This window comes from Rhizobium sp. Leaf453 (assembly GCF_001425605.1).
In the GTDB taxonomy this organism is placed as follows: Bacteria; Pseudomonadota; Alphaproteobacteria; order Rhizobiales; family Rhizobiaceae; genus Pararhizobium.
In genome coordinates, this window is sequence record NZ_LMRG01000007.1 from 54,563 (window position 1) to 81,045 (window position 26,483).

24 protein-coding genes, 3 tRNA genes and 1 riboswitch are annotated in these 26,483 nt (G+C 60.3%); of the genes, 21 read left to right on the forward strand and 6 right to left on the reverse strand.

All coding sequences use genetic code 11. The features are described 5' to 3' along the window. Positions 1-204 precede the first annotated feature (204 nt). The 3 genes from hupB (at position 205) to ASG68_RS10565 (ending at position 4,022) form a co-directional block, all read left to right on the forward strand. The gene (hupB, locus tag ASG68_RS10555) at positions 205-480 is read left to right on the forward strand and encodes a DNA-binding protein HupB (protein WP_062576372.1); all 276 of its coding nucleotides are present in this window, start codon (positions 205-207) and stop codon (positions 478-480) included. Positions 481-602: 122 nt separating this feature from the next. Next, positions 603-753, forward strand: a riboswitch (FMN riboswitch). A gap of 86 nt (positions 754-839) precedes the next feature. After that, entirely contained in the window at positions 840-1,739 is a 900-nt protein-coding gene (locus ASG68_RS10560) for a DMT family transporter (RefSeq protein ID WP_062576373.1), read from the forward strand. Between the two features lie 93 nt (positions 1,740-1,832). Then, entirely contained in the window at positions 1,833-4,022 is a 2,190-nt protein-coding gene (locus ASG68_RS10565; protein ID WP_062609713.1) for an esterase-like activity of phytase family protein, read from the forward strand. A 77-nt stretch (positions 4,023-4,099) separates the two neighbouring features. Here ASG68_RS10565 and ASG68_RS10570 read toward each other — a convergent pair whose 3' ends face one another. Next, entirely contained in the window at positions 4,100-4,567 is a 468-nt protein-coding gene (locus ASG68_RS10570; protein ID WP_062576375.1) for a MarR family winged helix-turn-helix transcriptional regulator, read from the reverse strand. 206 nt (positions 4,568-4,773) lie between these two features. Between ASG68_RS10570 and ASG68_RS10575 the strand changes: the two genes are divergently transcribed. The 4 genes from ASG68_RS10575 (at position 4,774) to ASG68_RS10590 (ending at position 10,571) form a co-directional block, all read left to right on the forward strand. After that, positions 4,774-6,051 (forward strand): metallophosphoesterase family protein, encoded by a 1,278-nt coding sequence (locus tag ASG68_RS10575; protein ID WP_062576376.1) that lies wholly within the window; start codon positions 4,774-4,776, stop codon positions 6,049-6,051. Then, the gene (locus ASG68_RS10580) at positions 6,051-9,521 is read left to right on the forward strand and encodes an AAA family ATPase (RefSeq protein WP_062603293.1); all 3,471 of its coding nucleotides are present in this window, start codon (positions 6,051-6,053) and stop codon (positions 9,519-9,521) included. The genes ASG68_RS10575 and ASG68_RS10580 overlap by 1 nt, the downstream gene beginning before the upstream one ends. 126 nt (positions 9,522-9,647) lie before the next feature. After that, complete coding sequence (locus tag ASG68_RS10585) at positions 9,648-10,046, forward strand: cupin domain-containing protein (protein WP_062576378.1); 399 nt, start codon at positions 9,648-9,650, stop codon at positions 10,044-10,046. A gap of 129 nt (positions 10,047-10,175) precedes the next feature. Continuing rightward, entirely contained in the window at positions 10,176-10,571 is a 396-nt protein-coding gene (locus tag ASG68_RS10590; protein ID WP_062576379.1) for a hypothetical protein, read from the forward strand. Between the two features lie 10 nt (positions 10,572-10,581). Here the strand turns inward: ASG68_RS10590 and ASG68_RS10595 are convergent, their stop codons facing one another. Both ASG68_RS10595 and ASG68_RS10600 read right to left on the reverse strand, forming a co-directional pair. Next, positions 10,582-10,839, reverse strand: coding sequence for a hypothetical protein (locus tag ASG68_RS10595; protein ID WP_062576380.1), 258 nt, complete (start codon positions 10,837-10,839; stop codon positions 10,582-10,584). Between the two features lie 127 nt (positions 10,840-10,966). Then, positions 10,967-11,974 (reverse strand): LacI family DNA-binding transcriptional regulator, encoded by a 1,008-nt coding sequence (locus tag ASG68_RS10600; RefSeq protein WP_244484194.1) that lies wholly within the window; start codon positions 11,972-11,974, stop codon positions 10,967-10,969. A 151-nt stretch (positions 11,975-12,125) separates the two neighbouring features. On the opposite strand from ASG68_RS10600, the gene ASG68_RS10605 reads away from it, so the two are divergent. The 7 genes from ASG68_RS10605 (at position 12,126) to ASG68_RS10630 (ending at position 21,251) form a co-directional block, all read left to right on the forward strand. Further along, on the forward strand, positions 12,126-13,223 hold the full coding sequence (locus ASG68_RS10605) for an ABC transporter ATP-binding protein (protein ID WP_062576382.1): 1,098 nt from the start codon (positions 12,126-12,128) through the stop codon (positions 13,221-13,223). Next, a complete protein-coding gene (locus ASG68_RS10610) occupies positions 13,220-14,110 on the forward strand; it encodes a carbohydrate ABC transporter permease (protein WP_062576383.1) in 891 nt (296 codons plus the stop codon). Before ASG68_RS10605 ends, ASG68_RS10610 begins: the two co-directional genes overlap by 4 nt. Beyond that, the gene (locus ASG68_RS10615; protein WP_062576384.1) at positions 14,110-14,955 is read left to right on the forward strand and encodes a carbohydrate ABC transporter permease; all 846 of its coding nucleotides are present in this window, start codon (positions 14,110-14,112) and stop codon (positions 14,953-14,955) included. The genes ASG68_RS10610 and ASG68_RS10615 overlap by 1 nt, the downstream gene beginning before the upstream one ends. Positions 14,956-15,019: 64 nt before the next feature. Next, on the forward strand, positions 15,020-16,348 hold the full coding sequence (locus tag ASG68_RS10620) for an extracellular solute-binding protein (protein ID WP_062576667.1): 1,329 nt from the start codon (positions 15,020-15,022) through the stop codon (positions 16,346-16,348). 133 nt (positions 16,349-16,481) lie between these two features. Next, positions 16,482-19,250: a glycoside hydrolase family 2 protein gene (locus ASG68_RS10625; RefSeq protein WP_062576669.1), complete on the forward strand. Its 2,769-nt coding sequence runs from the start codon at positions 16,482-16,484 to the stop codon at positions 19,248-19,250. Between the two features lie 27 nt (positions 19,251-19,277). Then, on the forward strand, positions 19,278-19,415 hold the full coding sequence (locus ASG68_RS31330; RefSeq protein ID WP_156373872.1) for a hypothetical protein: 138 nt from the start codon (positions 19,278-19,280) through the stop codon (positions 19,413-19,415). Between the two features lie 105 nt (positions 19,416-19,520). After that, the gene (locus ASG68_RS10630) at positions 19,521-21,251 is read left to right on the forward strand and encodes a methyl-accepting chemotaxis protein (protein WP_062576385.1); all 1,731 of its coding nucleotides are present in this window, start codon (positions 19,521-19,523) and stop codon (positions 21,249-21,251) included. Positions 21,252-21,416: 165 nt separating this feature from the next. Here ASG68_RS10630 and ASG68_RS10635 read toward each other — a convergent pair. Then, a tRNA-Val gene (locus ASG68_RS10635) sits at positions 21,417-21,492 on the reverse strand. A gap of 403 nt (positions 21,493-21,895) precedes the next feature. On the opposite strand from ASG68_RS10635, the gene ASG68_RS10640 reads away from it, so the two are divergent. Together ASG68_RS10640 and ASG68_RS10645 are read left to right on the forward strand one after the other, a co-directional pair. Continuing rightward, positions 21,896-21,972 (forward strand) — tRNA-Asp (locus ASG68_RS10640). A 47-nt stretch (positions 21,973-22,019) separates the two neighbouring features. Beyond that, positions 22,020-22,096 (forward strand) — tRNA-Asp (locus tag ASG68_RS10645). A 137-nt stretch (positions 22,097-22,233) separates the two neighbouring features. Here ASG68_RS10645 and ASG68_RS31335 read toward each other — a convergent pair. After that, the gene (locus ASG68_RS31335; RefSeq protein WP_113569435.1) at positions 22,234-22,569 is read right to left on the reverse strand and encodes a hypothetical protein; all 336 of its coding nucleotides are present in this window, start codon (positions 22,567-22,569) and stop codon (positions 22,234-22,236) included. A gap of 138 nt (positions 22,570-22,707) precedes the next feature. Further along, positions 22,708-23,025 carry a DUF982 domain-containing protein gene (locus tag ASG68_RS10650; RefSeq protein WP_082478456.1) on the reverse strand — a complete coding sequence of 106 codons (318 nt, stop codon included), beginning with the start codon at positions 23,023-23,025 and terminating at the stop codon, positions 22,708-22,710. A gap of 376 nt (positions 23,026-23,401) precedes the next feature. Between ASG68_RS10650 and ASG68_RS10655 the strand changes: the two genes are divergently transcribed. Genes ASG68_RS10655 through ASG68_RS10675 form a run of 5 tightly spaced genes read left to right on the forward strand, consistent with a single transcriptional unit; the run spans position 23,402 to position 26,474 of the window. Beyond that, the gene (locus ASG68_RS10655; protein ID WP_056331826.1) at positions 23,402-23,767 is read left to right on the forward strand and encodes an NADH-quinone oxidoreductase subunit A; all 366 of its coding nucleotides are present in this window, start codon (positions 23,402-23,404) and stop codon (positions 23,765-23,767) included. Further along, positions 23,758-24,336 (forward strand): NuoB/complex I 20 kDa subunit family protein, encoded by a 579-nt coding sequence (locus ASG68_RS10660; RefSeq protein WP_062576388.1) that lies wholly within the window; start codon positions 23,758-23,760, stop codon positions 24,334-24,336. Before ASG68_RS10655 ends, ASG68_RS10660 begins: the two co-directional genes overlap by 10 nt. Positions 24,337-24,354: 18 nt before the next feature. Next, on the forward strand, positions 24,355-24,957 hold the full coding sequence (locus ASG68_RS10665; RefSeq protein ID WP_062576390.1) for an NADH-quinone oxidoreductase subunit C: 603 nt from the start codon (positions 24,355-24,357) through the stop codon (positions 24,955-24,957). Between the two features lie 60 nt (positions 24,958-25,017). Continuing rightward, a complete protein-coding gene (locus tag ASG68_RS10670) occupies positions 25,018-26,208 on the forward strand; it encodes an NADH-quinone oxidoreductase subunit D (protein WP_062576392.1) in 1,191 nt (396 codons plus the stop codon). Beyond that, a complete protein-coding gene (locus ASG68_RS10675; protein WP_062576394.1) occupies positions 26,208-26,474 on the forward strand; it encodes a hypothetical protein in 267 nt (88 codons plus the stop codon). Before ASG68_RS10670 ends, ASG68_RS10675 begins: the two co-directional genes overlap by 1 nt. Positions 26,475-26,483 lie beyond the last annotated feature (9 nt).

Below are 26,483 nucleotides of genomic sequence, written 5' to 3' on the forward strand. Positions count from 1 at the left end.
CGTCCCGCAAGGGGCGCGCTGATTTGCAACGGAAACAGTGGAAGACCGGCATTTTTGCCGGTCTTTTTCATGTAAAATGCCCCTCAAAGCCTTGCATTCTCGGGGATTCGGAGCGATTGGGTTTGCCAAGGCGAGGGTCTTGCGTATGCTGCCCCCGGCTTGAAAATTGAGTCGTTTCGAACCAGTATTGAAAGGGGTGGAAACATGAACAAGAATGAGCTCGTGTCCGCAGTTGCCGAGAAGGCCGGTCTCTCGAAGACAGACGCATCTTCTGCCGTTGATGCAATCTTCGACGTAATCCAGGCAGAACTGAAGAACGGCGGCGACGTTCGCCTCGTTGGCTTCGGCAATTTCTCGGTCAGCCGCCGCGAAGCATCGAAGGGTCGCAACCCGTCCACCGGTGCAGAAGTTGACATTCCGGCACGCAACGTACCGAAGTTCTCGGCCGGCAAGGGTCTGAAGGACGCCGTCAACGGCTGATAAAAATTCTTGGCAGGCCGGGCTACGAGGCCGGTTCGCGCAAGTTCTGAGGGGTTCGGCGAAAGCCGGACCCCTTTTGCATTTTGATGTCTTGCCGCAGGTTTCTCTTTGCCTTACGAAGTCCTTGTTCTCAGGGCGGGGTGAAAGTCCCCACCGGCGGTAAGGGTTTTTGCCCAAGCCCGCGAGCGCCCAACGGCATGTTGCGCCTTAGGGTTAGCAGATCCGGTGTGATTCCGGGGCCGACGGTTACAGTCCGGATGAAAGAGAATGAGCAAAGCGCCGCGAAAGGCTTCGCCTCTGCGTGGCGTTTCCGTTCATGCGTCCTGATTTGTGTTGGTCCTCTTTTTGGGATTTTGGGCATGAATCAGACTTCCCTCGCATTTTCGACGTCCCGTGCGATGGCCGGAGCCATCTGGATGGTGCTGGCCGGCGTGGCCTTCGCCATTCTCAACGTCATCACCCAATGGGTGACGATGAAGCTCGCATTCCCTTCGGCGTCTGCCGCGTTCTGGCAGTACGCCTTTGCCTTGCTGTTTTCCCTGCCGATTCTCCTTCGCCATGGTCTTCGCTCCATGCGCACGCGCTATCCGTGGCGTCACGTTGTCCGGGTCGTGCTCGCGGCACTGGGTGTCCAGACCTGGATCGCGGGACTGGCCTCCGTACCGATATGGCAGGCGATCGCGCTGGTGATGACTTCTCCGTTCTTCATCATTCTCGGGGCACGGCTGTTCCTTGGCGAGCGCGTTGGTCCGGCTCGCTGGACCGCGACCGGCATCGGTTTCGCAGGTGCCATGATCATTCTCCAGCCCTGGTCGGACGGCTTCACCTGGGCGGCGTTTCTGCCGATCCTGTCGGCTCTGCTCTGGGGCGCGTCGTCGCTGATCACGAAAAGCTTGACCGGGACCGAACGTCCGGAAACGATCACGGTCTGGCTGCTTGTCCTGCTGACGCCGATCAACGGGAGCCTCGCGCTCGCCAGCGGCTTCGATGTGCCGGGAGGACTCGCGCTCGGGCTTTTCGTCCTCGCTGGAGTGCTGACCGTGATGGCGCAGTATTTCCTCACACTCGCCTATGCGGCGGCGGATGCTGCCTATGTGCAGCCTTTCGATGACCTGAAACTGCCCCTGAATGTCTTCGCCGGCTGGCTTTTCTTCGGCTACGCGCCGGCGGGCTATCTCTGGATCGGCGCGCTGCTCATTCTCGGGGCTTCGCTGTTCATTATGCGGCACGAGATGCGGAGGGAGCAGCGCGGCGGTTGAAGACGGCGGAACACGGCGATCCTGTCATCCGCCTGTCATGAGGCTCCCTCAGAAAGCGTCTGCTTTAACCCCGCGCTGAACGAGGATTTGACCATGACTTTTTCGCACAGGACCCTGCTGACCGCAGCACTCCTGACCTCCGTCGCTTTTCCGGCCGCAGCCGAACCGGTCTTCAATCGCATTGCGTCCTTCGCCGTTGCCGACAACCTGCCGGCCGATGCCGACAAGAAGGCTACCACGTCGGCTGAAATCATCGCCGCCACGGAAGACGGCAATATGCTCGTCTATTCCGACAGCCCGAACAAGGCGATCGGCCTGATCGATATTTCCGATGCGAAGGCGCCGAAGGCTGGTGGCGCGGTATCCTTCGATGGCGAACCGACTTCGGTTGCCGTCGCCGCCGGCAAGGCGCTTGTGGCCGTCAATACCCGCGAAAGCTTCGTCAAGCCGTCGGGTATCCTCGCCCAGGTCGATCTGGCCTCGAAGACCGTCGATACGACGTGCGATCTCGGCGGCCAGCCGGATTCGATTGCCCTGAACAAGGACAAGACCATTGCCGCGATCGCCATCGAGAACGAGCGTGATGAAGAGGTCAATGACGGCGACATCCCGCAGATGCCGGCCGGTGATCTTGTGCTGCTGTCGCTGAAGGACGGTGTCGTCGATTGCGGCTCGATCAAGCATGTGACGCTGACGGGCCTTGCCGACGTTGCAGGCGACGATCCGGAGCCGGAATTCGTGTCTTTCAACAGCCTGGACGAAGTTGCCCTGACGCTGCAGGAAAACAACTATATCGTCATCATCGACGGTAAGACCGGCACCGTGAAGTCCCATTTCTCCGCCGGCACGGTCAACCTCGAAGGCGTCGATACCAAGAAGGACGGCGCGCTGAAGTTTACCGGCGAAATGAAGGATGTTCCCCGCGAGCCCGACGCAGTGAAATGGCTGGACGACAACCGCCTCGTCGTCGCCAACGAAGGCGATTGGAAGGGCGGCGCGCGCGGCTTCACCATCTTCGACAAGACCGGCAAGGTCGTTTACGAAAACGGCGCAGCTCTTGAGCGTGAGATCGCCAAGATTGGTCACTATCCCGACAAGCGCAACAAGAAGGGCATTGAGCCGGAAGGTCTGGAAGCCGCGAAGTTCGGCGACGACAACCTGTTCTTCGTGCTTTCCGAGCGCGCCTCGATTGTCGGCGTCTACAAGGACACCGGCGCTGAGCCTGAACTCCTCCAGCTTCTGCCCTCGGGCATCTCGCCGGAAGGCGCGGTTGCTATTCCGGGTCGCAATCTGCTCGCAACGGCCAATGCGGCTGACCTCGGCGAAGACGGCGGCGCCCGCTCGCATGTCATGCTCTATGAGCGCGCCGAAGGTACGCCGGCCTATCCGCAGATCGTCTCCACCGAAAAGGACGGCGAACTGATCGGTTTCGGGGCTCTCTCGGGTCTTGCCCCGATCAAGGACAAGCCGGGCATGCTCGTTGCCGTCAACGATAGCTTCTATGCTTCGCAGCCGACGATCTTCACAATCGACGCCACGCAGAAGCCGGCGAAAATCGTCGATGCGCTGCGGATCACCCGCAATGGTGCAGCGGCTCAGAAACTCGACAGCGAAGGCGTGACGCCGGATGGCGAAGGCGGTTACTGGCTCGCCAATGAAGGCGACGCCGACAAGCTCGTCGGCCATGGCATCATCCATGTCAACGAGAAGGGCGAGATCGAGAAGGAAATCGCCATTCCCGCCGAACTGCGCGCCCACGACAAGCGTTTCGGCTTCGAAGGCATCACCAGTGTCGGCGAAGGTGACGACAAGGTGCTCTGGATGGCCGTTCAGCGCGAATGGGGTGACGACGAGAAGGGCTTCGTCAAACTCGTCTCCTACAAGCCGTCTTCCGAAGAATGGGGCGCAGTACGCTACCCGCTTGAAAAGACGGAAAGCGGCTGGGTCGGTCTCTCCGAAATCACCGCTCACGGCGACTACGCCTATATCATCGAGCGCGACAACCTGATCGGCTCCGCTGCCAAGCTCAAGAAGATCTACCGCGTCGCTCTCGCCGACCTGAAGCCGGCCAAGCTCGGCGGCGAACTGCCTGTCGTCAAGAAGGAAGAAGTCCGCGACCTGCTGCCGGAACTCAAGGCGCTCGGTGGCTACGTCGTCGACAAGGTCGAAGGCTTCACGGTCGATGCCGCCGGCAACGGCTATGTCGTCACCGACAATGACGGCGTCGATGATTCCTCGGGCGAAACCCTGTTCTTCTCGATCGGTACGATGAACGCGATGTAAGCGTGAAAGTATCGGAACGGAAAAGGCCGGGACATGATGTCCCGGCCTTTTCTATTTATGGGGATACTAAGAGGAGCCTATTCAGCGGCGGCGTCTTCCGTACTGTCTTCTTTCCGCTTGCGGATTTCTTCGGCCTTCGCCACCAGCCGGCTGACGATGTCGTGCATCTGGTCCAACTGCTGATCGTCCAGCGCCGAGAAGATTTCCTCGATTAACTGCTTGCGGGGATGTTCGGCGGCTTCGAGAACGACGCGGCCGACATCCGTGATCGAGACGATCTTGGCGCGGCGATCCTCCGGATCTGGCTTGCGCACGACCAGCTTGTCCCGCTCCAGCCCGTCGATGGCTTCGGTGACCGTGCGCGGCGCGAAATTCAAGGCGCCGGCAATATCGGTGGACCGACAGGGACCGAGTTTGCTCAAAAAAAACAGAAACTTGCTGCGCGCCAGGGACACGCCTTCCTCGGTCATCGACTCGTTGATGAGGCGGTGAACGCGATGATAGAGCTCAAAGAGCTTGTCCGAGACTTCGAATGTGGATTTCATGGGTTTTATATGGATATTCCGTGCTTCGCTGTCAAATGGCGATGTTAGCGCTGCCATTGTCAAGTACCGACTGCATTTGTTCTGATGTAATATTTCGAATAGCGAAATCCCGCACTGCAAAACCTGAAATCGCCACGTGGAAATAGAGATGGGGTTAGGGCTTCTCCAGCATTGACGGAGGCCCAAACCAAGGGCCATGGTCGGGCATGCCGTTCCGCTTTGTCCACACCGCCGACCTCCATCTCGATTCACCGCTGCGAAGCCTCGCCTTGAAAAATGCCGAGCTTGCAGACCTGGTACGCGGCGCGACCCGCACGGCGCTGACACGGATCATCGATCTGTGCATTGCGGAGAGTGTCGACGCACTGCTCATCGCCGGTGACCTCTATGATGGTTCGCAGACATCGATGAACACGGCCCTTTTCCTTGCGGCCGAGATGCGCCGATTGGAGACGGCCGGCATTCGGGTGTTCATCATTCGCGGCAACCACGATTCGCAATCGACGATGACGCGAGAACTGACCTTCCCGGACAATGTCCATGTCTTTTCCGGCCGGGCAAAATCCGTTCTTGCGAAACATCTGCCGGATGGCCGTGCGGTGCATATCCACGGAATCAGCTTCGCCCATCCGCATGCGCCTGACAGCCTTCTGCCGTCGTTCCAGGCTCCGGTCTCTGATGCCGTCAATATCGGCATGCTGCACACGAGCCTCGCCGGCACGCCCGGCCACGATCCCTATGCGCCGACCAGTGCGGCCGATCTGGCGAGTCATGGTTTCGATTATTGGGCGCTCGGCCATGTGCATCTCAGGCAGGTACACTCACAGAGCCCGCTGATCGTCATGCCCGGCATGCCGCAGGGGCGCGATATCAACGAGGCTGGTCCGAAGACCGTGACACTGGTGACGGTGGGCGACGATGGCGTCCTGACCCCAGTCGAACATGCAATCGGGCAGGCGGTCTTCGAGCGCCTGAACGTTGATCTCGTCGGTATCGAGGATTGGCGGCAGATGCTTGATGCAGTAGGTCACAGCTTGACCTCGTTGCGGAGCGAAGCGGTCGGGGACCATCTGATCGTTCGTCTGAGGCTCACGGGGGCAACACTCCTTGCCTGGAAGCTTCGGCGCGATCCCGATTTCCTGCTGGCGGAATTGAGCAATCTTGCCGCCGGCCTCAATGGCTGCTGGATCGAGAAGATCGACATCGAATGCAGCGGGATCGAGACGAATGCCGCGCTCTCCGGTCCCGACCCCGTCGAGGAACTGGCCAGTTTGATCCGTACGGACGTCCTGACCTCGCACGCCTTTCGTCAGGAAACCGCCGTTATCATGGACGAATTACTGCTGCGATTGCCGCGTGACCTGCGCGACAGCCTGGCCGGTGATGAACAGGCTGCCGAGGTGCTGGCAGAATCGATGGCGCGTGCCGGCAGCGACGATATCCTCGCCTATCTGCATGGCGGCGACGTGGAGGCGGATCGCTGATGCGTCTCAGCCGTCTTGATCTCGTGCGTTATGGCAAGTTCACCGGCCGCAGCCTGGATTTCGGCGAAGCACGCACCGGCAGCCCCGATTTCCACCTCGTCTACGGGCCGAACGAGGCCGGTAAGTCGACGCTGTTTTCGGCTTTCCTCGACCTGCTGTTCGGCATCGAACGGCTGAGCAGTTACGGCTTCCTGCATCCCTATGCGACGATGCGGATCGGCGGCGCCATCGAGACCGGGGGCAGGGTGAATATCGTCTCACGGGTGAAACGCAACCAGAATTCGCTGCTGGACGCCGATGAGCAGGCCTTGCCGGACAATCTCTTTTCCGCAGCGCTCGGCTCTATCGACCGCGCCACCTACCAGATGATGTTCTCGCTCGATGACGACAGCATCGAGAAGGGCGGCGAAAGCATCCTGAAGAGCGAGGGGGAGCTCGGTGCCCTTCTGTTTTCTGCAAGTTCAGGCCTTCCGGACAGTGCCGCGATCCTGTCGGGCCTCAAGGCAAAGGCCGACGCCTTCTACAAGTCGCAGGGCCGCAAGCACCGGCTGTCGGAACTGAAGGCCGAGCTTGATGCTTTGAAGGATGAAAAGGCCGCGATCGACGTCAATGCCCGCGAATTTGCCGGTCTGCGCAAGACGCGGGATGTGGCGACCGAGCGCCATGAGGCGGCGGTCAAAACGCGTGCCGAACTACGCGTGTCCTTCGATCAGACCCGCAGCCGCATCGATGGCTTGCCGCTTCTGGCCAGACTGCGGAGCCTGCGCTCCGATCTTGCCGCCTTCGCGGACCTGCCGGAGCCGCCGGTCGTCTGGCACGGCTTGCTGCCGCAATTGCTGCGGGATGAGACGGACATCGAGGCAAGGCTTGGCCAGTTGCAGGCCGATATCGAGCGCAGGGCGAGCGAACTTGCCAGCGTCGAGCGGGACGGTGTGGTGATCGGCCTTATCGACGATATCCGCGATCTTGAACGATCCGAACTCGAAGCCCGTCACCGGACGGCCGCCCGCGACATGCCGACCCGTCTCGACGAGCGGGCGAAAATTGCTGCCGATATTACGGCGCGTCTGGAGCGGCTCGATCGCGCGGATGTTTCCGATGCTGCGACTCTTATTCTTCCTGCAGCGGTGGCTGGCCGCCTTCAAGAATTGACACAGCAACATTCCGCCCTTCAAGAACGCCTGCAGGCTGCCGCTCAGGAAAAGGCACGGGCGGAGGAGGAGAGCGGCGAGGCTGTCCGAATGCAGGGCACACTGATCGTTACAGACGGCGTGGCCGATCCAGCCTTGCTGGCGAATGTGTTGCAACACCTTCGGCAGAATGACTGCCTGTTGCGCCAGCAGGCGGCCAGGCGGCAGCTATTGATCCTGAATGACCAGCTTACCGACAAACTCGCTGGCTTGGCACCATTCGCAGCCGACGCGGATCGTCTCGCTGCGCTTGCTATCCCTGATGAAACCGAGATCGCAGAGTGGACGACACGGCGGTCGGCCCTGTCGGAACAGTTGAAGCGGCTCGATGACCGGATTGCCGAAGACGTTGCGCTGGTTGCCGCCGACGAGGCAAAGCTGGAAGAGCTGACGCGGACTGGTGGTTTCGCTGCAGATGACGCCGCGCTGACGCTGCGGAAGGAACGCGAAGGCGCCTGGCAGCAACACGTTGAAAAACTCGATGGTGAGTCTGCGCGGGTTTTCGAGACTTTGCTGAGAAAAGACGACGAGGCAGCGGCTTTGCGGTTGGCGCGATCGCAGGATCTTGCGCAGTCGAGGGGGCTGTCGCTCTCCATCGCCGAGCGGAACGGCCGGCTTTCGGCGCATCGAAAGCAGCATGAGGCCGTCATGGCCGAGATTGCTGAACTCAGGAGCGATATCTCGACCGCCGCCGTCCGATGCGGTCTACCTGAAGAGACGAAGCTCAATCAGCTTGTCGCTTGGCTCGCTCGGCGCACGGCGGCGCTGGAGGTTCGCACCCAGCTTCGCACCGTGCAGCAGGACATGCGTCTCGCCGTCGCGGACGAGGAGAAAGCGCTGGAGAGGTTGGCCGGAGTTCTGGCAACCAGCGGCGTGACGGAAACCATGCCGCCGCGACTGGACGATGCGGTCGCCTTTGCCAGCCGGATCACCGAGGAGTTTCAATCGGGTCATCGCGCGCGCGCTGCGGCGGCTGAGGCAGTCGAACGCTCAGAAAAGGCGCTGCGCGCACGAAGCGCCGCATGGACATCGGCCCGGGCGGATATGGACAACTGGACCCTGCGATGGAACGATGCGGTCAGCGGCACATGGTTGGCTGCAGGCGAGGGCGCGGCAGTGTCGCCGCAGGAAATCGGTCCGGTTCTGGCGGTGCTGCAGGATTTGGACAAGCTGATCCAGCGTCAGGCTGACCTTGACCATCGCATTGAGGGCATGCGCAGGGATCAGGCGGCTTTCGCATCCGGTGTCGAAAAACTTGCTGTGCAGTTGGACTTGGCTCCAATTGACGATCCTCTGGCGACCTTCCAGTCGATCCGCGAACGTCTGCTCCGGGCCGAAAGGCAGGAGACGCTGTTCGAGCGCCTCTCCCAGGAAAGAAATGCGCGCCTGTCGGAGAGCCGGGCCTTGATCGACGCGCGCGAACGTCATGAGGCGCAGAAGCGCGGCATGCTCGACCTGTTCGGATGCAACACGTTGCTGGAGGTTGCTTCCCATCTGGAGACGGCAAAGGCGCGCGAGCGGCTGCGGGAACGGATCACCGAAACCGAGGCCGATCTTGCCGGTCGCCTTGGTGTCGAGCGTGCGGACGAGGCCGAAATGCTGCTCAGCGCCGTCGATACGGATGGACTGAAGCTGGACATGGCGGCGCTGCAGTCACGGCTGGAGGAGGCAGACCGCGAGGCGGACGAACTGAATGGCGAGCGTCGGGATGCCGAAAAGGCGCTGGCGGCGATCGGCGGGGGGGATGCGGCGGCTCATATCGACGAGAAGCGCCGTACCGTCTTGGCCGAAATCGAGGAGCGGGCGACCGCGTATCTGCGGCTGCGCATGGGCATTCTGGCCGGCGAAACGGCGCTGCGTCTTTATCGCGAGCGCCATCGCAGCGCCATGATGCGCCGGGCATCCACGGCCTTCAGCGTCATTAGCGGCGGCGAATATAGTGGACTGGCGACGCAGGCGGAGAAAGGCGAGGAATTCCTGATCGCCAATGCTGCAGCCGGCGGATCGAAACTGGCACGCGACCTTTCGAAAGGCACGCGCTTCCAGCTTTATCTGGCACTGCGCATGGCCGGGTATCATGAGATCGCCGCAACCCGCGAATCCCTGCCTTTCATCGCCGATGACATCATGGAGACCTTCGACGACGGCCGTGCCGGGCATGCCTTCTCGCTGATGGCGGACATGGCGCGTGTCGGGCAGGTGATCTACCTGACCCATCACCAGCATCTCTGTGACATCGCCCGTCAGGCTTGCCCGGATGTGACCATCCATACGTTATAGTCGGGTTGGCCGCCGCGAAATCGAGTCACGTCAGGACGAGACATTCGCCGGCATCCCGCTATGTTGTGTTTTCCAATCGAGTTGCTGCCTCGGCAGCTATTGCCGCCATGCCAAGGAGCCAGAACCATGGAAATCAAAGCCTGCGGATCCCGCTCGTCGCTTCGCCCGCCTGCCGATTATTTCACCGGCAGGGTTCGCCAGGATCCGATCTTCGATGCGCCGGAACCCGCCCGTCTTCGCAGCGTGTCCGTGACCTTCGAGCCGGGAGCGCGGACGGCCTGGCATACACATCCGCTCGGCCAGACCCTGATCATCACATCCGGTTGCGGATTGGCGCAGAGCTGGGGAGGTCCGATCCGCGAAATCCGCGCCGGTGATGTCGTCTGGTTTCCGCCGGGCGAAAAGCACTGGCACGGCGCTTCGCCGACTACGGCCATGACCCATATCGCCATTCAGGAAGCGCTTGATGGCAAGGCGGTCGATTGGCTGGAGCAGGTGACCGAGGAACAGTATCAGGGGCAGTGAGGCCGATTGGCCGCTGCCAGATGTCCGGCACCCGTGTTTGCCGGTTGCAATACCGGCGGCAAGACCGCTATCTGATGTTATCGAATTTGCCGGTCTCCGCAAGGCGGAGACTGCTGCCCAGAGGTTTGACTGATGTACAATTTCCATGTCGGACAAAAGGTCGTCTGTATCGACGACAAGTTCAAACATGTCTCGATCGACCAGGGAATCCGCAAAGGCCAAGTTTACACGATCCGCTGGGTAGGGCCTTACAAGCACTACATCGACGGCGAATTCATCGGCGTCAAGCTGGCGGAAATCCATCGCGGCAATGACGATGGTCCGGAAGGCTATGGCGCAGCAGACATGCCGTATCGCGCTACACGCTTTCGGCCACTTCTGAGAGACCGGCTATCGGCCTTAAAGAGCCTGCTGGTGCCGACGCCGAAGGGAGAGAAGTCCGTTATTCCGACGGCTCCGGAAGAGCCGAAACGCGCGGCGCCGGTCCGGAAGAAGGAAGATGTCCGCGAAAAGGAAGACGTCTGATCCTTCCCGCTCAGTTCGGATCAACGATCTGCTCGCGGCGCACCAGCCTCAAAGTCCGGTCGGGCTGGATGATGTAGGTTTCCTCGGCCGGGCGGCCGTATTCGTCGTTCAGGCGGTGATGAAAGGTGCTGCCCGCCGGCGCCTTGACCAGCTTCGTAGTGGGCTGGCCCTTGTAGGTGATGCTGCCCGGAATGGGCTCGATTTCGGGGATGGAACAGGCGGCAAGGCCGGAAGCAACAAGGATTACGGCCAAAATTGCAAGTCTCATGTCTGTCCCCTGTTCCGGTCGATAAGCAGGCACTTTTTTTCGCCTGCATCACATGGCGATGTGGCGGCCGAATGGCAAGAGGCAATGGCCGTCGTCAACACGACTCTCGACTCGCCGATCCGCAAGGCTATGGCGTCTGGCGAACCTTCAGCGGCCCGACCGACTGGCGCACGATCATCTCGCATTCCAGCTTCATCTTGTGATTGTCGTGCCGCGCGCGCGGTGCGGCGATGATTTCCGCGAGCTTTTCGACGGCATAGCGCGCCATGTCGGCGTGGGGCAACTGCATGGTGGTCAGCGGCGGCAGCATGTCGCCGGAATAGGATTCGTTGTCGAAGCCGATCACGGACAGATCCTGCGGGATTTTTAGACCCACTTCCTTCGCTGCCTCATAGACGCCCATGGCGATCCGGTCGCAGAAACAGCAGATCGCCGTCGGCGGTTCTTCCAGCGTCTGCAGCCGCTTGAAGGCGGCATATCCGCCCTGGATGGTCCAGCGTCCCTTGATGATGAGGTGATTGTCCACCGGAATGTCGTGCATCGTCAGCGCCCGGCGATAGCCCTTGATGCGCTCACGCGAGGCCTCGATGGAATCCTCGCCGCCGATATAGGCGATGCGCGTATGTCCGGCTTCGATCAGCGAAAGAGTCGCGTTCATAACCGCCGACAAATCACCGGGCACGACGCTTGGCAGCGGCTTGTCGATGGCATAGCAGTTCAAGAGCACGGTGGGGCGATCACCCAGTTGCGGTGGCGGTGTGACCTGCTGTGTGATCAGTCGCGCGTAGATGACGCCGGCGACCGACAATGTCGCTAGGTTCTCTAAGGCCGATTGTTCCGCCTCTTCGTCCGCAGCGGTCGGCATCACCGAAAGAAGATATCCCAGTTCGTTTGCCGCTTCCGCGGCGCCGTCGATCAGGCCGGCGACATGCGGTGAACTCGTCACCTCGTTGATGATCATGGCCAGAAGCGGCCGCCGGTCGATATGGCGGGCCGGCGTGCTGTAGCCCATTTTCGCGGCAGCGTTCAGTACGGCCTCGCGCGTCGTCGCCGATATCCGCGTCCCCGGCGCATTGTTGAGGACGAGCGACACCGTTGCCTGCGAGACGCCGCAGGCGGTGGCGATGTCGGACATGGTCGGCTTCTTCAACACGCGAACCCCTTGGAAGACTGGGTTTTCCGATTAGCACGAAGTTTTGTGAACGTAAAAGCCCGGATGAGGACTTGCGCGCTAATAATTTTAGTTATAATTGGTAATTTATAACTAATCACTCTGGGAGGAGTGCATGGCAGGGGTATCGCTCGCAGGAGTGTCGAAGAACTATGGTGCGGTGAATGTCATTCGTGACGTGTCGCTGACCATTAATGACGGCGAGTTCGTCGTCTTTGTCGGGCCGTCCGGCTGCGGCAAGTCCACGCTCTTGCGGATGATCGCTGGTTTCGAGGGCATTACCGGCGGCGACGTGCTGATCGGCGGCAACCGCGTCAATGAAATGGCCGCCCGCGACCGCGGCGTCGCCATGGTCTTCCAGAACTATGCGCTCTATCCCCACATGACAGCGCGCGAAAACATGGCGTTCGGCCTGAAGAATATCGGTACGCCCAGGGCAGAAATCACGGCGCGGATCGACAAGGCGGCCGGCATTCTGCAACTCGAACCCTACCTTGATCGCAAGCCGCGCGCCTTGTCCGGCGGCCAGCGTCAGCGCGTCGCCATCGGTCGCGCCATCATGCGGGAGCCGGATGTCTTCCTGTTCGATGAGCCGCTCTCCAATCTCGACGCTGCGCTACGTGTTTCCATGCGCACCGAGATCGCCAAGCTGCATCACCGCCTCGGCGCCACCATGATCTATGTCACCCACGACCAAACGGAGGCCATGACCATGGCCGATCGCATCGTGGTGCTGAGGGCAGGGCAGATCGAGCAGGTCGGTGCGCCGATCGAACTTTACGAGCGGCCGGCCAATGCCTTCGTCGCAGGCTTTCTCGGCGCACCGCGCATCAACCTGATCCCGGCGACCGTCTCTACCGTCGATGGTGAGACTGTCGAATTGGTTTGCCCGGGTGACGCAAGGCTGATGGCGAAGGTTCGCGTAGGCTCCGCCAACGTCGGTGACAAGGTGACGCTCGGTCTCCGACCGGAAATCCTGTCTCCCGCCGACGAGGGCGCGTTGAGCGGCACCGTCGATGTCGTCGAGCAACTGGGCTCGATGCAACTGGTCTACGCGACGCTCGCGGATGGGACGTCGATTGTCTCCGAATTGCGCGGTGGTACGGCACCGGCGATCGGATCGGTCGGCCGTTTCTCCATAGGCAACGGCACGCGCCATGTCTTCAATGCCGAAAAGCTGTCGATCACCCTGCATTCGGGAGGCGGGGCATGAGCGCCAACAGCCTGATCGCCGCCCGCAGGCGCGACGCGCTTGCCGCTTATCTCTTCCTAGCTCCCTTCGGCCTGATCTACATCACCTTTCTCGTCTATCCCCTCTTCAAGGGGCTGTGGATCAGTTTGCATGACTGGGAACTTGCCGGTAGCTACCGCGAATATATCGGCTTTCTGAACTACGAGGATCTTTGGACCGATACGATCTTCTGGAAGGCCGTCGGTAATACGCTGACTTTCGTCGCCATGACCGTGCCGACCATGACAGCCTTGGCACTGGTCCTGGCGCTCGCCGTGTTCGGGCAGGGGCGGCTAAAAGGCGTGCTCCGCTCCATCTTCTTCATGTCGAGCGTGTTTTCGGTCTCGGTGGTGACGCTGGTCTGGTCGATGGTGCTGTCTGCCGACAATGGGCTGCTGGTGCCGTTCTTCCATTTCATCGGCATGAAGCCGGTCAATTTTCTCGGCCATCCCACGCTCGCCATGCCGTCGATCGCGCTCACCACCCTCTGGTGGGGCGTCGGCCTGCCGATGGCCCTGTTCCTCGCGGCACTCAGCCAGATTCCCGGTGAACTGTATGAAGCGGCGGAACTCGACCACGCCAGCCGGTTCACCGTGCTGAGACGCATAACGCTGCCCTCGATCCGGCACACGGTTCTCTTGGTGTTGGTGCTGCAGATCGTCGGCCAGTTCCAGATTTTCGGTCAGGCGCACCTGATGACGCAGGGCGGGCCGGCCAACCGGACGCGCACTCTGGTTCAGTACATCTATGAAACGAGCTTCCGCGACTGGCAGGTGGGTTACGCGACGGCCATGTCCTTCGGTCTCTTCCTCCTGATGCTCGGTTTCACCATGCTGCAGCTCTGGCTCGGCCGGAAGGGAGACGAGTGATGGCAAGCGCACGCACAAGCGGCCTGCGCCGCGTCACCGATCTCCTGATCCTCGGGGCAACCGTCGCCTTCGCGATCCTTTGGCTTCTGCCCGTCATCTGGGTGGTCGCCATGTCCCTGAAGCCGAATGCCGAGCTGATGCGATCGACAGCGGGTTTCCTGCCGGTGCCGTTCACGCTCGACAATTATATCGGGCTTCTGAAGCTCGATACCGTGCCGCGCTGGCTGATGCACAGCCTGATCGTCTCGGTGACCATGACCTGCCTGGTGCTCGTCGTCTCGTCCATGGCGGGCTACGCCTTCGCCCGGCTGGAATTCCCTTTCAAGAAGACGCTGTTCCTGCTGATGGTTGCCGGCCTGATGGTGCCGGAGCAGGCGGTGTTCATCCCGCTGCACACAATGGTGTCGGGCTGGGGACTGCACAATACGCATTTCGCGCTGGTCATGCCACGCGTGGCGGTGCCGATCGGCGTGTTCCTGATGATGCAGTTCTTCCGCAGCGTTCCGAAGGAACTCGAGGAGGCAGCCGCCATCGATCATGCCTCGCGGCTGACGATCTTCCTGAAGATCATGCTGCCGCTGTCTGTTCCGGCGGTGACGACGCTTGGCCTGTTCACCTTCATCTTCGCCTGGAACGACTTTCTCTGGCCGCTCGTCTCGGCGACCAAGGCCGACATGTACACGGTGACGGTCGGCCTTGCCTCGATCCAGAGCAATTTCGCCTTCTCCGAGGGGCTCGGCGCGGTCATGGCATCGGCGGTCTTCGCCAGCCTGCCCATCGTTCTTCTCTTTCTGATCTTCCAGCGTTTCATCGTGGCGGGCGTCGCGATGAGTGCCGGCAAGTAGACGACGACGCCCCGGCGGCAAGCCGGGACGGCATGAGAATACCCGCATCGACAAGGAGGATATGATGCACAAGACGAAAACGTTGCAACGCCTGGCCCTTGCCACGGCTCTGATGACCACGCTCTGGGGAGGTTCCGCCCACGCCGTCGATATTTCGTTCTTCCGCTTCTTCGGCGATTGCAAGACCGAGTTCGGCGATGTGACGGATATGGCCAAGGCCAATGGCGAGTGCGGCATCATCACGGCGCTGACCAACAAGTTCAACGCCGAAAACACGATCGGCGCCAAGGTCGTCACCCAGACGGTGGATTGGGGTGCTTATTATGACCTTCTGACCGCGACCTATTCCACTGGCAATATCCCTGATGTCGCCGTCATGCATGCCTCGGTCATGCCGAACTTTTCCGATCGTGATCTCTTGACCCCGCTGACGAAGCCGATGGCCGATCTGGGCATCGACACAGCCGATTTCGTGCCGGCGGCATTGAAGAATGCTTCCGCCAAGGGCGAGGTCTACGCGCTCCCCTACGACCTTCATGCCTTGTTGTTCCACGTCAATATGGACCTGATGAAGAAGGCCGGTCTCGTTAATGCCGATGGTTCGCCGATCCTGCCGAAGTCGCCCGAGGAACTGCTCGAGCAGGGCAAGAAGTTCAAGGAAGTCACCGGTAAGTATTACATCGGCTCGGAATCGCAGAGTTCCGAAGGCATGATGGTTCGCGTCTTCGATACGCTGACCTGGCAGCAGGGCGTCGACGTCCTGTCCGCCGACGGCAAGACCGCCAGCATCAGCACGCCGGAAGGCCTGAATGCCGCCAAGTTGATCTCGTCGCTCTATTCCGAAGGCCTCGTCAACTCGGCGCTCGACTATCCCGGTTCCGAACAGGCGTTCCTGAATGGTGAAACCGGCATCCTGATCAACGGCACCTGGGGTGTCGACAACTACGACACACAAGCCAAGAGCGGCAAGGTGGCGCTCAAGGACTACCGTGTCGCCAATGTCCCGCAGATTTATTCCAAGCCAGCTGTCTGGGCTGACAGCCATATGTGGGTGATCCCGAAGGATGACGGCCGCAGCGCCGAGAAGACCGAGGCTGCATTGGCGTTCCTGAAGTTCCTCAACGACAACAATTTCCAGTGGTCGCGCACCGGTCACCTTTCGGTCCGTCAGTCGGTCCTGAATTCGGAAGAGTTCAAGGCGCTGCCGCACCGCGCGGAGTTTGCCGACACGACCAAGAATGCCACGGCGCTGCCGCAGATCCAGAACCAGCGTGCCGTTTATAACGCGATGACCACAGACCTCAACGCCATGTGGCTGACCGGCACCGATCCGCAGACGGCGGTCGATGCCATGCAGGCCGGCGTCGAGCGCATTTTGCGTCGCAATCGCTAAGACCTCCACCCAGCCCCTCGGGGCTGGCCTCCCACCGGGATACGCGCTTGGCGGCGCGTATCCCGGACCCTGAAATATTGCCCAATTGATCCATACGAACCGCTCCCATACGAACCGATCCAAGGACGATCCGATGAATGCGCATTCCCGCACGTCAGCCACTTCCAGCACGCCGCTTCGCGCAGCGCATTCTCTCGATGGCCTCTGGCAGTTTCGCCATGAAAGCGACGGGACGTGGCGGGAAGCGAAAGTACCGGCGCACTGGCAATCCTGCTTCGAGGACCTCGCCGTCAGCTTCGGTACCGCGACCTATCGCCGGAATTTTACCCTGCCGGCCGGCTGGAACGACCGGGAAGTCGCCCTCTGCTTCGGCGCAGTCAGCGATTTCGCCATCGTTTCCGTCAACGGCACTGAGCTTGGTCGCCATGACGGCGGTTACCTTCCCTTTGAATTCGTGATTCCTGCCGGCCTGCTCGGGGCGGACAACACGATCGAGGTCGTCGCCATCCTGCCGGATGCGCTTCGCAACGAGCACGATACCGATTTCGCCGAAATCCCCCACGGCAAGCAGAGCTGGTATGGTCCGCAGGGCGGCATCTGGCAGTCGGTGAGGCTGGAGGCGCGGGATCTACGGCATATTTCGTCGCTTCGGCTCGATCCGATCTGGCCCGAAGGCCGGCTGTATGTGAAGGCCGGCTTTGCAACTGCTGTCACAGGCACCTTGCGGATCGAAATCACGGGACCCGGCGATACGCCCGTCTTTTCCGGCACGGTGCCTGTCACCGGCGCAAAACTTGAACATTCCATTCAGTTCGAAACAGTGAAGGCATGGTCGCCGGACAGCCCGAACCTCTATTCGATCCGCGCAACTCTGGTTTCCGATGCGCACGAGACCGACAGCCGCCAGGAGACATTCGGGTTCCGCCGTTTCGAGGCCAAGGACGGCTTCCTGCACCTCAATGGCCAGCCGCTCTATCTGCGCGCAGCACTTGACCAGGATTATTATCCCGACGGTTTTGGCGCGCCGCCCTCGCTCGAACTGCTGGAAGACCAGCTCCTAAAAGGCAAGGCGATGGGGCTGAACTGCCTGCGTTGCCACATCAAGGTTCCGGACCCGCGCTATTACGAGGTCGCCGACCGTCTGGGCATGCTGATCTGGACCGAGATCCCCAATATCGAGACCTTCACCGCAAAATCCGCCGAGCGGCTGCGCACGACGATGGAAGGCATTCTTGCCCGTGACCGCAACCATCCGTCGATCGTTATCTGGACGCTGATCAACGAAGACTGGGGGACACGGCTACGTGAGGCGGCCGAGCAGCGCCAGTGGATTTCCAACATGGTCGACTGGCTCAAGGCGGAAGACCCGTTGCGCCTCGTCGTCGATAATTCCGCGTGCTTCCCGAATGTCCACGTCAAGACGGATATCAACGACTATCACTTCTATCGCACCGCAGTGGATCGCCGCGAGGAGTGGGACACGCTCTGCCGGGAATTCGCCGATAATGCCGACTGGACGTTCTCGACGGAGAAGGAAGCCGTCCGGACCCGCAAGGAGCCGCTGATTCTCTCCGAGTTCGGCGTCTGGGGCTTGCCCGATCCCGCGCGGCTTCGCGATGAAGCCGGTCGTGATCCCTGGTGGATGCCCTATGGCGCGACCTGGGCGGATGGCACGGCCCTGCCGCAGGGCATCGAGGCGCGGTTCCGCGAGCTTGGCCTGGGGCAGGTGTTCGGCACCGTTGGCCAGTTCATCGAGCAGGTGCAGTGGTATCAGTACATGAACCTCAAGTATGAGCTCGAGGTCATCCGCAGCCATGCGCCGATCGGCGGCTATGTCATCACTGAATTCACCGACGTCCATTGGGAAGGTAACGGCCTGATGGACATGGCTCGCAATCCCCGGCCGTTCGCGCAGGCGCTGCCGGCCGTCAATTCCGATATCGTGATCGCGCCCGGTGCCGCCCGCCATTCAGTCTATGGCGGTGAGGAGGTGCGGTTCGATATCAAACTCTCGACAGGTGGCGCGACCGTGCCTAAAGGGAGCCGGCTTGTCTGGGAAATGGGGGATGAGAAGGGCGACATTAGCCTGCCCGCCATCGGGCCAATGCAGGCTCATGACATCGCTGTCACCTCTGCTACAAAAGCGGCGGCCTCGTCTGAAATCCGCAAGGCGGGTTTTAGCCTTCTCGCGCCCGATGGCACCGTGTTGTCAGGCAATTCCGAAAACATCGCCGTCTACGGCAAACGTGATTCCCTGCAGCCCGTCCGATTCGCGTCTGATGACGAGAATCTTTCGCAGCGCCTGACTGTGCTTGGTCACATCAGTGTCGCTCGCAGTGAGGCCGATGTGTTCGTGACGCATGATCTCGACGCCGAGCGAGTCGAAGCGATCCATTCCGGCGAGCGCATCCTGCAGATCGTCGCCAAGGAACCGGGGCGCTTGCGGGATGATACGTCGCCGCGTGACGGTCCGATGTCGATCGAAATCGATCCGGGGGCAGGGGGCATGACGTCCGGCCCCTATTTCAGCTTTCCCGGCTACAATCTCGTCAACCGCCACAAATCGATCTGGCGCGGCGACTGGGTCGGCAATTTCTCCTGGCTCAGGCGCGACGGCGTTTTCGCTCATGTGCCCGGTGGCCCGTTGTTCGATCTGTCGTTTACCGATGTCGTGCCGCTGCAGGTCATGAGTGGCTTCCGGCCATGGGAGTTCCAGGGGCGCGTCCACGCCGGTGTCGTCATCGGCTGGGTTCACAAGCCCGCCGCCTTCATCATCGAGAAGCGGCTTGGTCGGGGCAAGCTGGTCGCGACGACGTTCAGGCTGAATCAGCAGGCGCCCGACGCCGATCCTTTGGCGACAGCCCTCTATGACGGCTTGCTGGCGCTGGCCGAGCGCCCCTGATTCGGCCCTTCTTTTCCGCAATCATAAATGCCGCGCAAAACTTATCTTTTGCGCGGTTTTGGCGCTGCGATGTTGATCGTCGTCGAGCCGCAACCGGCGGTGTCGTTATCAAAAACACTCAATGAAAAACATGAGTTTATGCTTAAAGGCTATTTAACCTTGTGATTGCATCTTCGATTTGAAGGGACTGCGCGGACGAACCTGCGGCGATCCCAACAGGGTATCTCCCGGCCCTGGATATGAAACGACGAACGCAAGGATGACTTCCGTATGCCGACCCTCCCTCAATTTGGCTTTGACGCGAAAGCCGTTCTCTCAGCGCTCGGCCGCTCACAGGCAATCATCGAATTCGATCTGACCGGAAAGATCCTGAGCGCCAACGAGAATTTCTGCAAAGCTGTCGGCTACGAAGCCTCCGAGATCATCGGCCGCCACCACAGCATGTTCGTGCTGCCGGAGCATGTGACAAGCGAAGAATACAAGTCCTTCTGGGCAAGGCTTGCCAAGGGCGAATACGACCAGCGCCAGTACAAGCGTGTCGGCAAGGGCGGCAGGGAAATCTGGATCGAGGCTTCCTACAATCCGGTTTTCCGTCGCGGCAAGCCTTACAAGGTTATCAAGATCGCAACGGACATCACTGCGGCCAAGGCAAAGAGCGCCGAGGATAACGGCAAGCTCGCAGCCCTGTCGCGCGCGCAGGCTGTCATCGAATTCACCCCGGATGGGCGCATTCTTCAGGCCAATGAGAATTTTCTGTCGGTTCTTGGCTACACGATCGAGGAAATTGTCGGCAAGCATCATGCGATGTTCTGCGAGCCCGGCTATGCCAATTCACCGGAATATCAGGCCTTCTGGAAGGACCTGCGCAACGGCAAATTCGTCACGGATCAGTTCATGCGGCTCGGCAAGGGCGGCAAACGCGTATTCATCCAGGCCTCCTACAATCCCATCCTCGACGACAAGGGCACTGTCTTCAAGGTCGTCAAGTTTGCAACCGACGTAACCGAGCGCATGCATGCCGTCGAGGAACTCGGTGCTGCCCTCGAGCGTCTGTCCCAGTGCAACATCCGAATCACGCTCGACCATCCCTTCGTCGGCGAGTTCGAACGGTTGCGGCTCGACTTCAACGCCTCGATCGGTGAATTCCAGAAAACGCTCACCAACGTGCTGGGCCAGACCGGCGACCTGACACAGAGCAGCCAGGATATGCGTCAGGCTTCCCTGCAACTGTCGGAGCGCTCGCAGCAGCAGGCGGCAGCTCTTGAGGAAACCTCGGCGGCGCTCGACGAAATCACCGCGACGGTGAAGTCATCGACGGATAACACCGAGGCGACACGCAAACTGGTCCAGACGGCGCGTACTTCGACAACCACTTCGACAGCGGTTGTCCAGGAAACGGTGGCCGCGATGAACAGCATCGAGGTCGCCTCGCAGGAGATCAGCCAGATCATTGGCGTCATCGACGAGATCGCCTTCCAGACGAACCTGTTGGCACTGAACGCCGGGGTCGAGGCGGCGCGGGCAGGGGAAGCCGGCAAGGGATTTGCCGTCGTTGCCCAGGAGGTTCGTGAACTGGCGCAGCGTTCGGCGACGGCGGCCAAGGAGATCAAGACGCTCATCAGCAATTCCGGCGAGCGTGTCCTCGACGGTGTCCGGCTGGTCGGCAGGACCGGCACGGCGCTCCAGGAGATCGAAACGCTGGTCAAGGCGATCGACGAGAACGTCAACGCCATCGCAACGGCCGCACAGGAGCAGACTGTCGGCTTGCGCGAAATCAGCAAGGCCGTCAATGAACTCGATCGGATGACGCAGGAAAACGCGGCGATGAGCGAACGCACGGCAGAGATCAGCGCGACTCTTGAGCACGGTGCCGACGCACTGGCCGAACTCGTCCATCTGTTCAAGCTCAATCGCCGCCAGACTCAACGCGACGGCTCGTCCTTTCCCACAGGCCAGGCAAACTCGGCGCATCTCGACACGAAGCGGGGTCGTGCCGCTTAAAGTGTACGGATCAAGGCTGTTCAGGTTGCATCGAGCCGAGCGCTGATTCTGCAGCGCTCGGCTCGATGCGTTTGGGACAGCTTATCGGCTTCTGTTCAACGGAATAGAAACTGCGTCCGGCGCAAAGCGCTTCGATGGAAAATGAAACAGTGGGAAAAAAAGGGATGGTGGGCGATGACGGACTCGAACCGCCGACATCCTCGGTGTAAACGAGGCGCTCTACCAACTGAGCTAATCGCCCTTCGCGAAGCAGAAGCAATGTCCGCCGCGTCGGTGGCCGTGATCTATGCGTATCGGTGAAAAACCGCAAGAGCGGAAACTCAGATTTTTTTGATTTTTTTGCAAAGCGCCGGTGGCGCCGATGATGGCGAGTAAAATCGGATGTGGAAAAATGATGTGTGCCGCACGGGAAACTGCCTGTCCTTGAGTCAGGCGAAGCCGGGGTAGGGGAGATGACGCCGAGTCAGCCGTTGGACTTTTCCTCGTGTTCTTTCAGGCCTGTGGAAACAATTCGACGACTGTCACGGTTTTGTCTCCAAACCTGCTTGACACCCAAAGATGAACCTCGTAGTTAGCCGCTCATCGAAGCGGCCAGCCCGGTTCGAACGGATGCCAAGGCATCCGGATCACTTGAAATGCAATGCGCGGGTGTAGCTCAGTCGGTTAGAGTGCCGGCCTGTCACGCCGGAGGTCGCGGGTTCGAGCCCCGTCACTCGCGCCATTTCAAGATGGGCAATTTGCCTAGGTCCGGAGTTTTCGTCCTAGTGCGCGGGTGTAGCTCAGTCGGTTAGAGTGCCGGCCTGTCACGCCGGAGGTCGCGGGTTCGAGCCCCGTCACTCGCGCCATTTCCTTCTCCAGAAAATGTACTCTATCTGTGATGCGTTGCTGCTCAGCCGGGTCGCTGAAGCGGTTATTCTGTTATTTCAATCCGTGGCGTTCGTAGTCATCGCATGCGCAATACGCGATTCGATGCCGCACGAGGTCAGGCGTGGAGAACCTTGTCGAACCGATACCCGGACTGTCCGGAATCATCTCCAAGTTCGCAGCTTCCGGTTTCTTCGACCTGACGACAGACAAAGTCGATCCGGGCCTCATCCGCGTCGAGTGCCAGAATCAGCGTTTCGCGCAAATCGCTCGCTGTCATGTATTGAGGCGGGTATTCGTCACTTCCAGGATGAAGGGTCGAGATGCGCACCATGATAGGCATGAAGGTGATTCCCGTCCCGCCGTGCCAGATATCATCGTGGAGAATGTCCCGCGGGACCGGCGACCGCGTTCGTGAGGGGAGGGCGTGTCGATGGTGAGCGATCCGTTTCATGGCATGCTACCTCTTTGCTGATCTTTTCGCACGGTAACTGCTCGCGGCAAGCTGCGCCGTATCCCGGGTCACTGGCTTTCGCCGTTGGCGGGCATCCTGTCAGTCTTCTGTGTCTGGCATGCGTCAGGTATTGGCGGGTTACACCTTGACGTAGATATGCGCCTCGATCGCAGCTGCGATCAGATCTTGCCGAACGAGTTCGGGCGGCTGTTTTCCTCTGAATGAATCGAGGCAGGTCATGACGGCGAGTTTGTAGCTCGGCCCTCGCTTCTTCGGCCACTGATGCAGCAGCAGATCGGCGGCCTGGAGAGAACTGGAAACGGTCACGACATCTTGGCGACCGTTGAACTCGAGTAGCAGGCTCTCATGCCAGGGAATGTCATCCATCAGTTCGCCCTCTATTAGGCGCACTTTACGTAAGCAAGCTTGCGTCGCGGTTGCGCCTCCGTCAGCCATGCAAATTCCGGATGCTGGCCATGCAGCGATGCGACATCTCGCGGGCTCTGCCCATGTCTCAAGTCCAGGACTTGCCGAGTGCAATTCAATCGATTTGAAAGGGCGCGACCATATGTCCTTGGGTGCGACGATCAGGCGGCTTGCCTGTTGTTCCGCTTGCCTTTGCAACGGTTTCCTGCGATTTGCGCCCGGCTGCCGGAGATGCTAGCTTTTGCCCGGTCTTCATTCCTGCCACACAAGGGGGTGAAAACCGTTCTGAAGGCTTGCACAGCGGCGCTGGCTGCGCTAACCACTTTGGCGTTGCAACATATTTTTCGGCCTGTGAGCCTTGTTTTCTGCGCTTCTCCAGCGCGCCTCGCAGGCAGGGACGGATACAATGACAGACCTTCTCGGTTCCTACATCCCGATCGCGATTTTCATCGGTATCTCGCTGGTTATTGGCCTTGCGCTCCTGATCGCGCCGTTCGCCGTCGCCTACAAGGCGCCCGACGATGAAAAGCTTTCCGCCTACGAGTGCGGCTTTAACGCCTTCGACGACGCCCGCATGAAGTTCGACATCCGATTCTATCTCGTGTCGATTCTCTTCATCATCTTCGACCTCGAAGTGGCGTTCCTGTTCCCATGGGCTGTTTCCTTCAAGGAAATGGGCTGGTTCGGTTTCTGGTCGATGATGGCGTTCCTCGGAGTGCTGACCATCGGCTTCATCTATGAATGGAAGAAGGGAGCGCTCGAATGGGAGTAGCAACCAATATGCCTGCCGTATCCCAGGCGCCGAAGGGGATCATCGATCCCTCGACCGGCAAGCCCATCGGCAGCAACGACAAGTTCTTCGGCGAGATCAACAACGAACTCGCTGACAAGGGTTTTCTGGTCACCTCGACGGATGAACTGATCAACTGGGCTCGTACCGGTTCGCTGATGTGGATGACCTTTGGTCTGGCCTGCTGCGCCGTCGAAATGATGCAGATGTCCATGCCGCGCTATGACGCCGAGCGCTTCGGTTTCGCGCCGCGCGCGTCACCGCGTCAGTCCGACGTGATGATCGTCGCCGGCACGCTGACCAACAAGATGGCACCCGCTCTGCGCAAGGTTTACGACCAGATGCCTGAGCCGCGTTACGTCATCTCGATGGGATCGTGCGCCAATGGCGGCGGTTACTATCACTATTCCTATTCGGTGGTGCGCGGCTGCGACCGCGTCGTGCCGGTTGATATCTATGTGCCGGGCTGTCCTCCCACGGCAGAAGCGCTCCTTTACGGCGTGCTCCTGCTGCAGAAGAAGATCCGCCGCACAGGCACGATCGAACGGTAAGGGCAGGGGACCTGAGCAATGAGTGAAGCCCTGAACGACCTTTCAACCTACCTGCGCGAGACGCGCGGTGCGCTGATTGCCGATGCTGCCGTGAGTTTCGGCGAACTGACATTGACCGCGACCGCCGACAACGTGATCGAACTGCTGACGTTCCTGCGCGACGACGCCCGCTGCGGTTTCGTCAATTTCACCGACATCTGTGGTGTGGACTGGCCCAAGCGCGCCGAGCGCTTCGATGTCGTCTATCACCTGCTGTCGCCGAAGCAGAACCTGCGCATTCGCGTCAAGGTGGCGACGGGCGAAGACCAGCCGGTTCCGTCGGCCTGCGCCGTCTATCCGGGCGCCGACTGGTTCGAGCGCGAAGCCTACGACATGTACGGCATCCTCTTCACCGGCCATCCGGACCTGCGCCGCATTCTGACCGATTACGGTTTCGAAGGTTACCCGCTGCGCAAGGACTTCCCGACGACCGGTTTCGTCGAGGTTCGCTATGACGACGAAGCCAAGCGAGTCGTGTACGAGCCGGTGGAACTGAAGCAGGAATTCCGAAACTTCGATTTCATGTCGCCCTGGGAAGGAACGGACTACGTTCTGCCGGGTGATGAAAAGGCGAAGCAGTAAGAGCAAGGAAGGCCGACACAGTCGCAAGGGCGAAGGTGCTGTCGGCTCGGAGTAAGCGGCATGAACGAACATAACGTCCGGAATTTCAATATCAATTTCGGCCCGCAGCATCCGGCGGCGCACGGGGTTCTCCGTCTTGTGCTTGAACTCGACGGTGAAATCGTCGAGCGCGTCGATCCGCATATCGGTCTGCTGCATCGCGGCACCGAAAAGCTGATCGAGACGAAGACCTATCTGCAGGCCGTGCCCTATTTCGACCGGCTCGACTATGTCGCGCCGATGAACCAGGAGCATGCCTATGCGCTGGCCGTCGAAAAGCTGACGAAGACGGAAGTTCCGATCCGCGGCCAGTTGATCCGTGTGCTCTATTCGGAAATCGGCCGTATCCTGTCGCATCTCTTGAACGTCACTACGCAGGCCATGGACGTCGGTGCGCTGACGCCGCCGCTCTGGGGCTTCGAAGAGCGCGAAAAACTGATGGTGTTTTATGAGCGTGCTTGCGGCGCGCGCATGCACTCGGCCTATTTCCGTCCGGGTGGCGTCCACCAGGACCTGCCGCACGAACTCGTCGAGGATATCGGCAAGTGGATCGACCCGTTCCTCAAGACCGTTGATGATATCGACGAGCTTTTGACTGGTAACCGCATCTTCAAGCAGCGCAACGTCGATATCGGCGTCGTCAGTCTGGCGGATGCCTGGGCCTGGGGTTTCTCCGGTGTCATGGTGCGCGGTTCGGGTGCTGCATGGGATTTGCGCAAGTCGCAGCCTTACGAATGCTACGCCGACATGGATTTCGACATTCCGATCGGCAAGAACGGCGACTGCTACGATCGATACCTGATCCGCATGATCGAGATGCGGGAATCGGCAAAGATCATGCGCCAGTGCGTCAATCGCCTGCTGGGCGATGCCAAGATTGGTCCGGTTTCGTCGCTGGACGGCAAGATCGTGCCGCCGAAGCGAGGCGAGATGAAGCGTTCGATGGAAGCGCTGATTCACCACTTCAAGCTCTACACCGAAGGCTATCACGTGCCGGAAGGCGAAGTGTATGCCGCCGTTGAAGCGCCGAAGGGCGAGTTCGGCGTCTATCTCATCTCCGACGGTACCAACAAGCCTTATCGCTGCAAGATCCGCGCGCCGGGTTATGCGCATCTGCAGGCCATGGACTACATCTGTCGCGGCCATCAGTTGGCGGACGTTTCCGCAATTCTCGGCTCGCTCGATATCGTGTTCGGCGAGGTAGACCGTTGATGCGCGCGACCGCCCTTGCAGTGTTGGGATTGCTGGCAGCGTTCGGGCCGGCTTTGGCGCAGGAAGCCGAGCCGAAGTCCGATGATCAGAATCTCGCGGGCGGTTCGTCGGGCGGTACCTTGGGGCAACTCCTGTCCCGGGGCTATGAAATCAAGGCTGCAGTGCCGAATGGCACGCGCTACATCGTATTTGTGCAAAAAGACCAGTCGGCCTTTGCCTGCGAATTCGTCTCCCTGGCGAAATCGCGGTGCGGGTCGATTAACTGATAAGGTGCG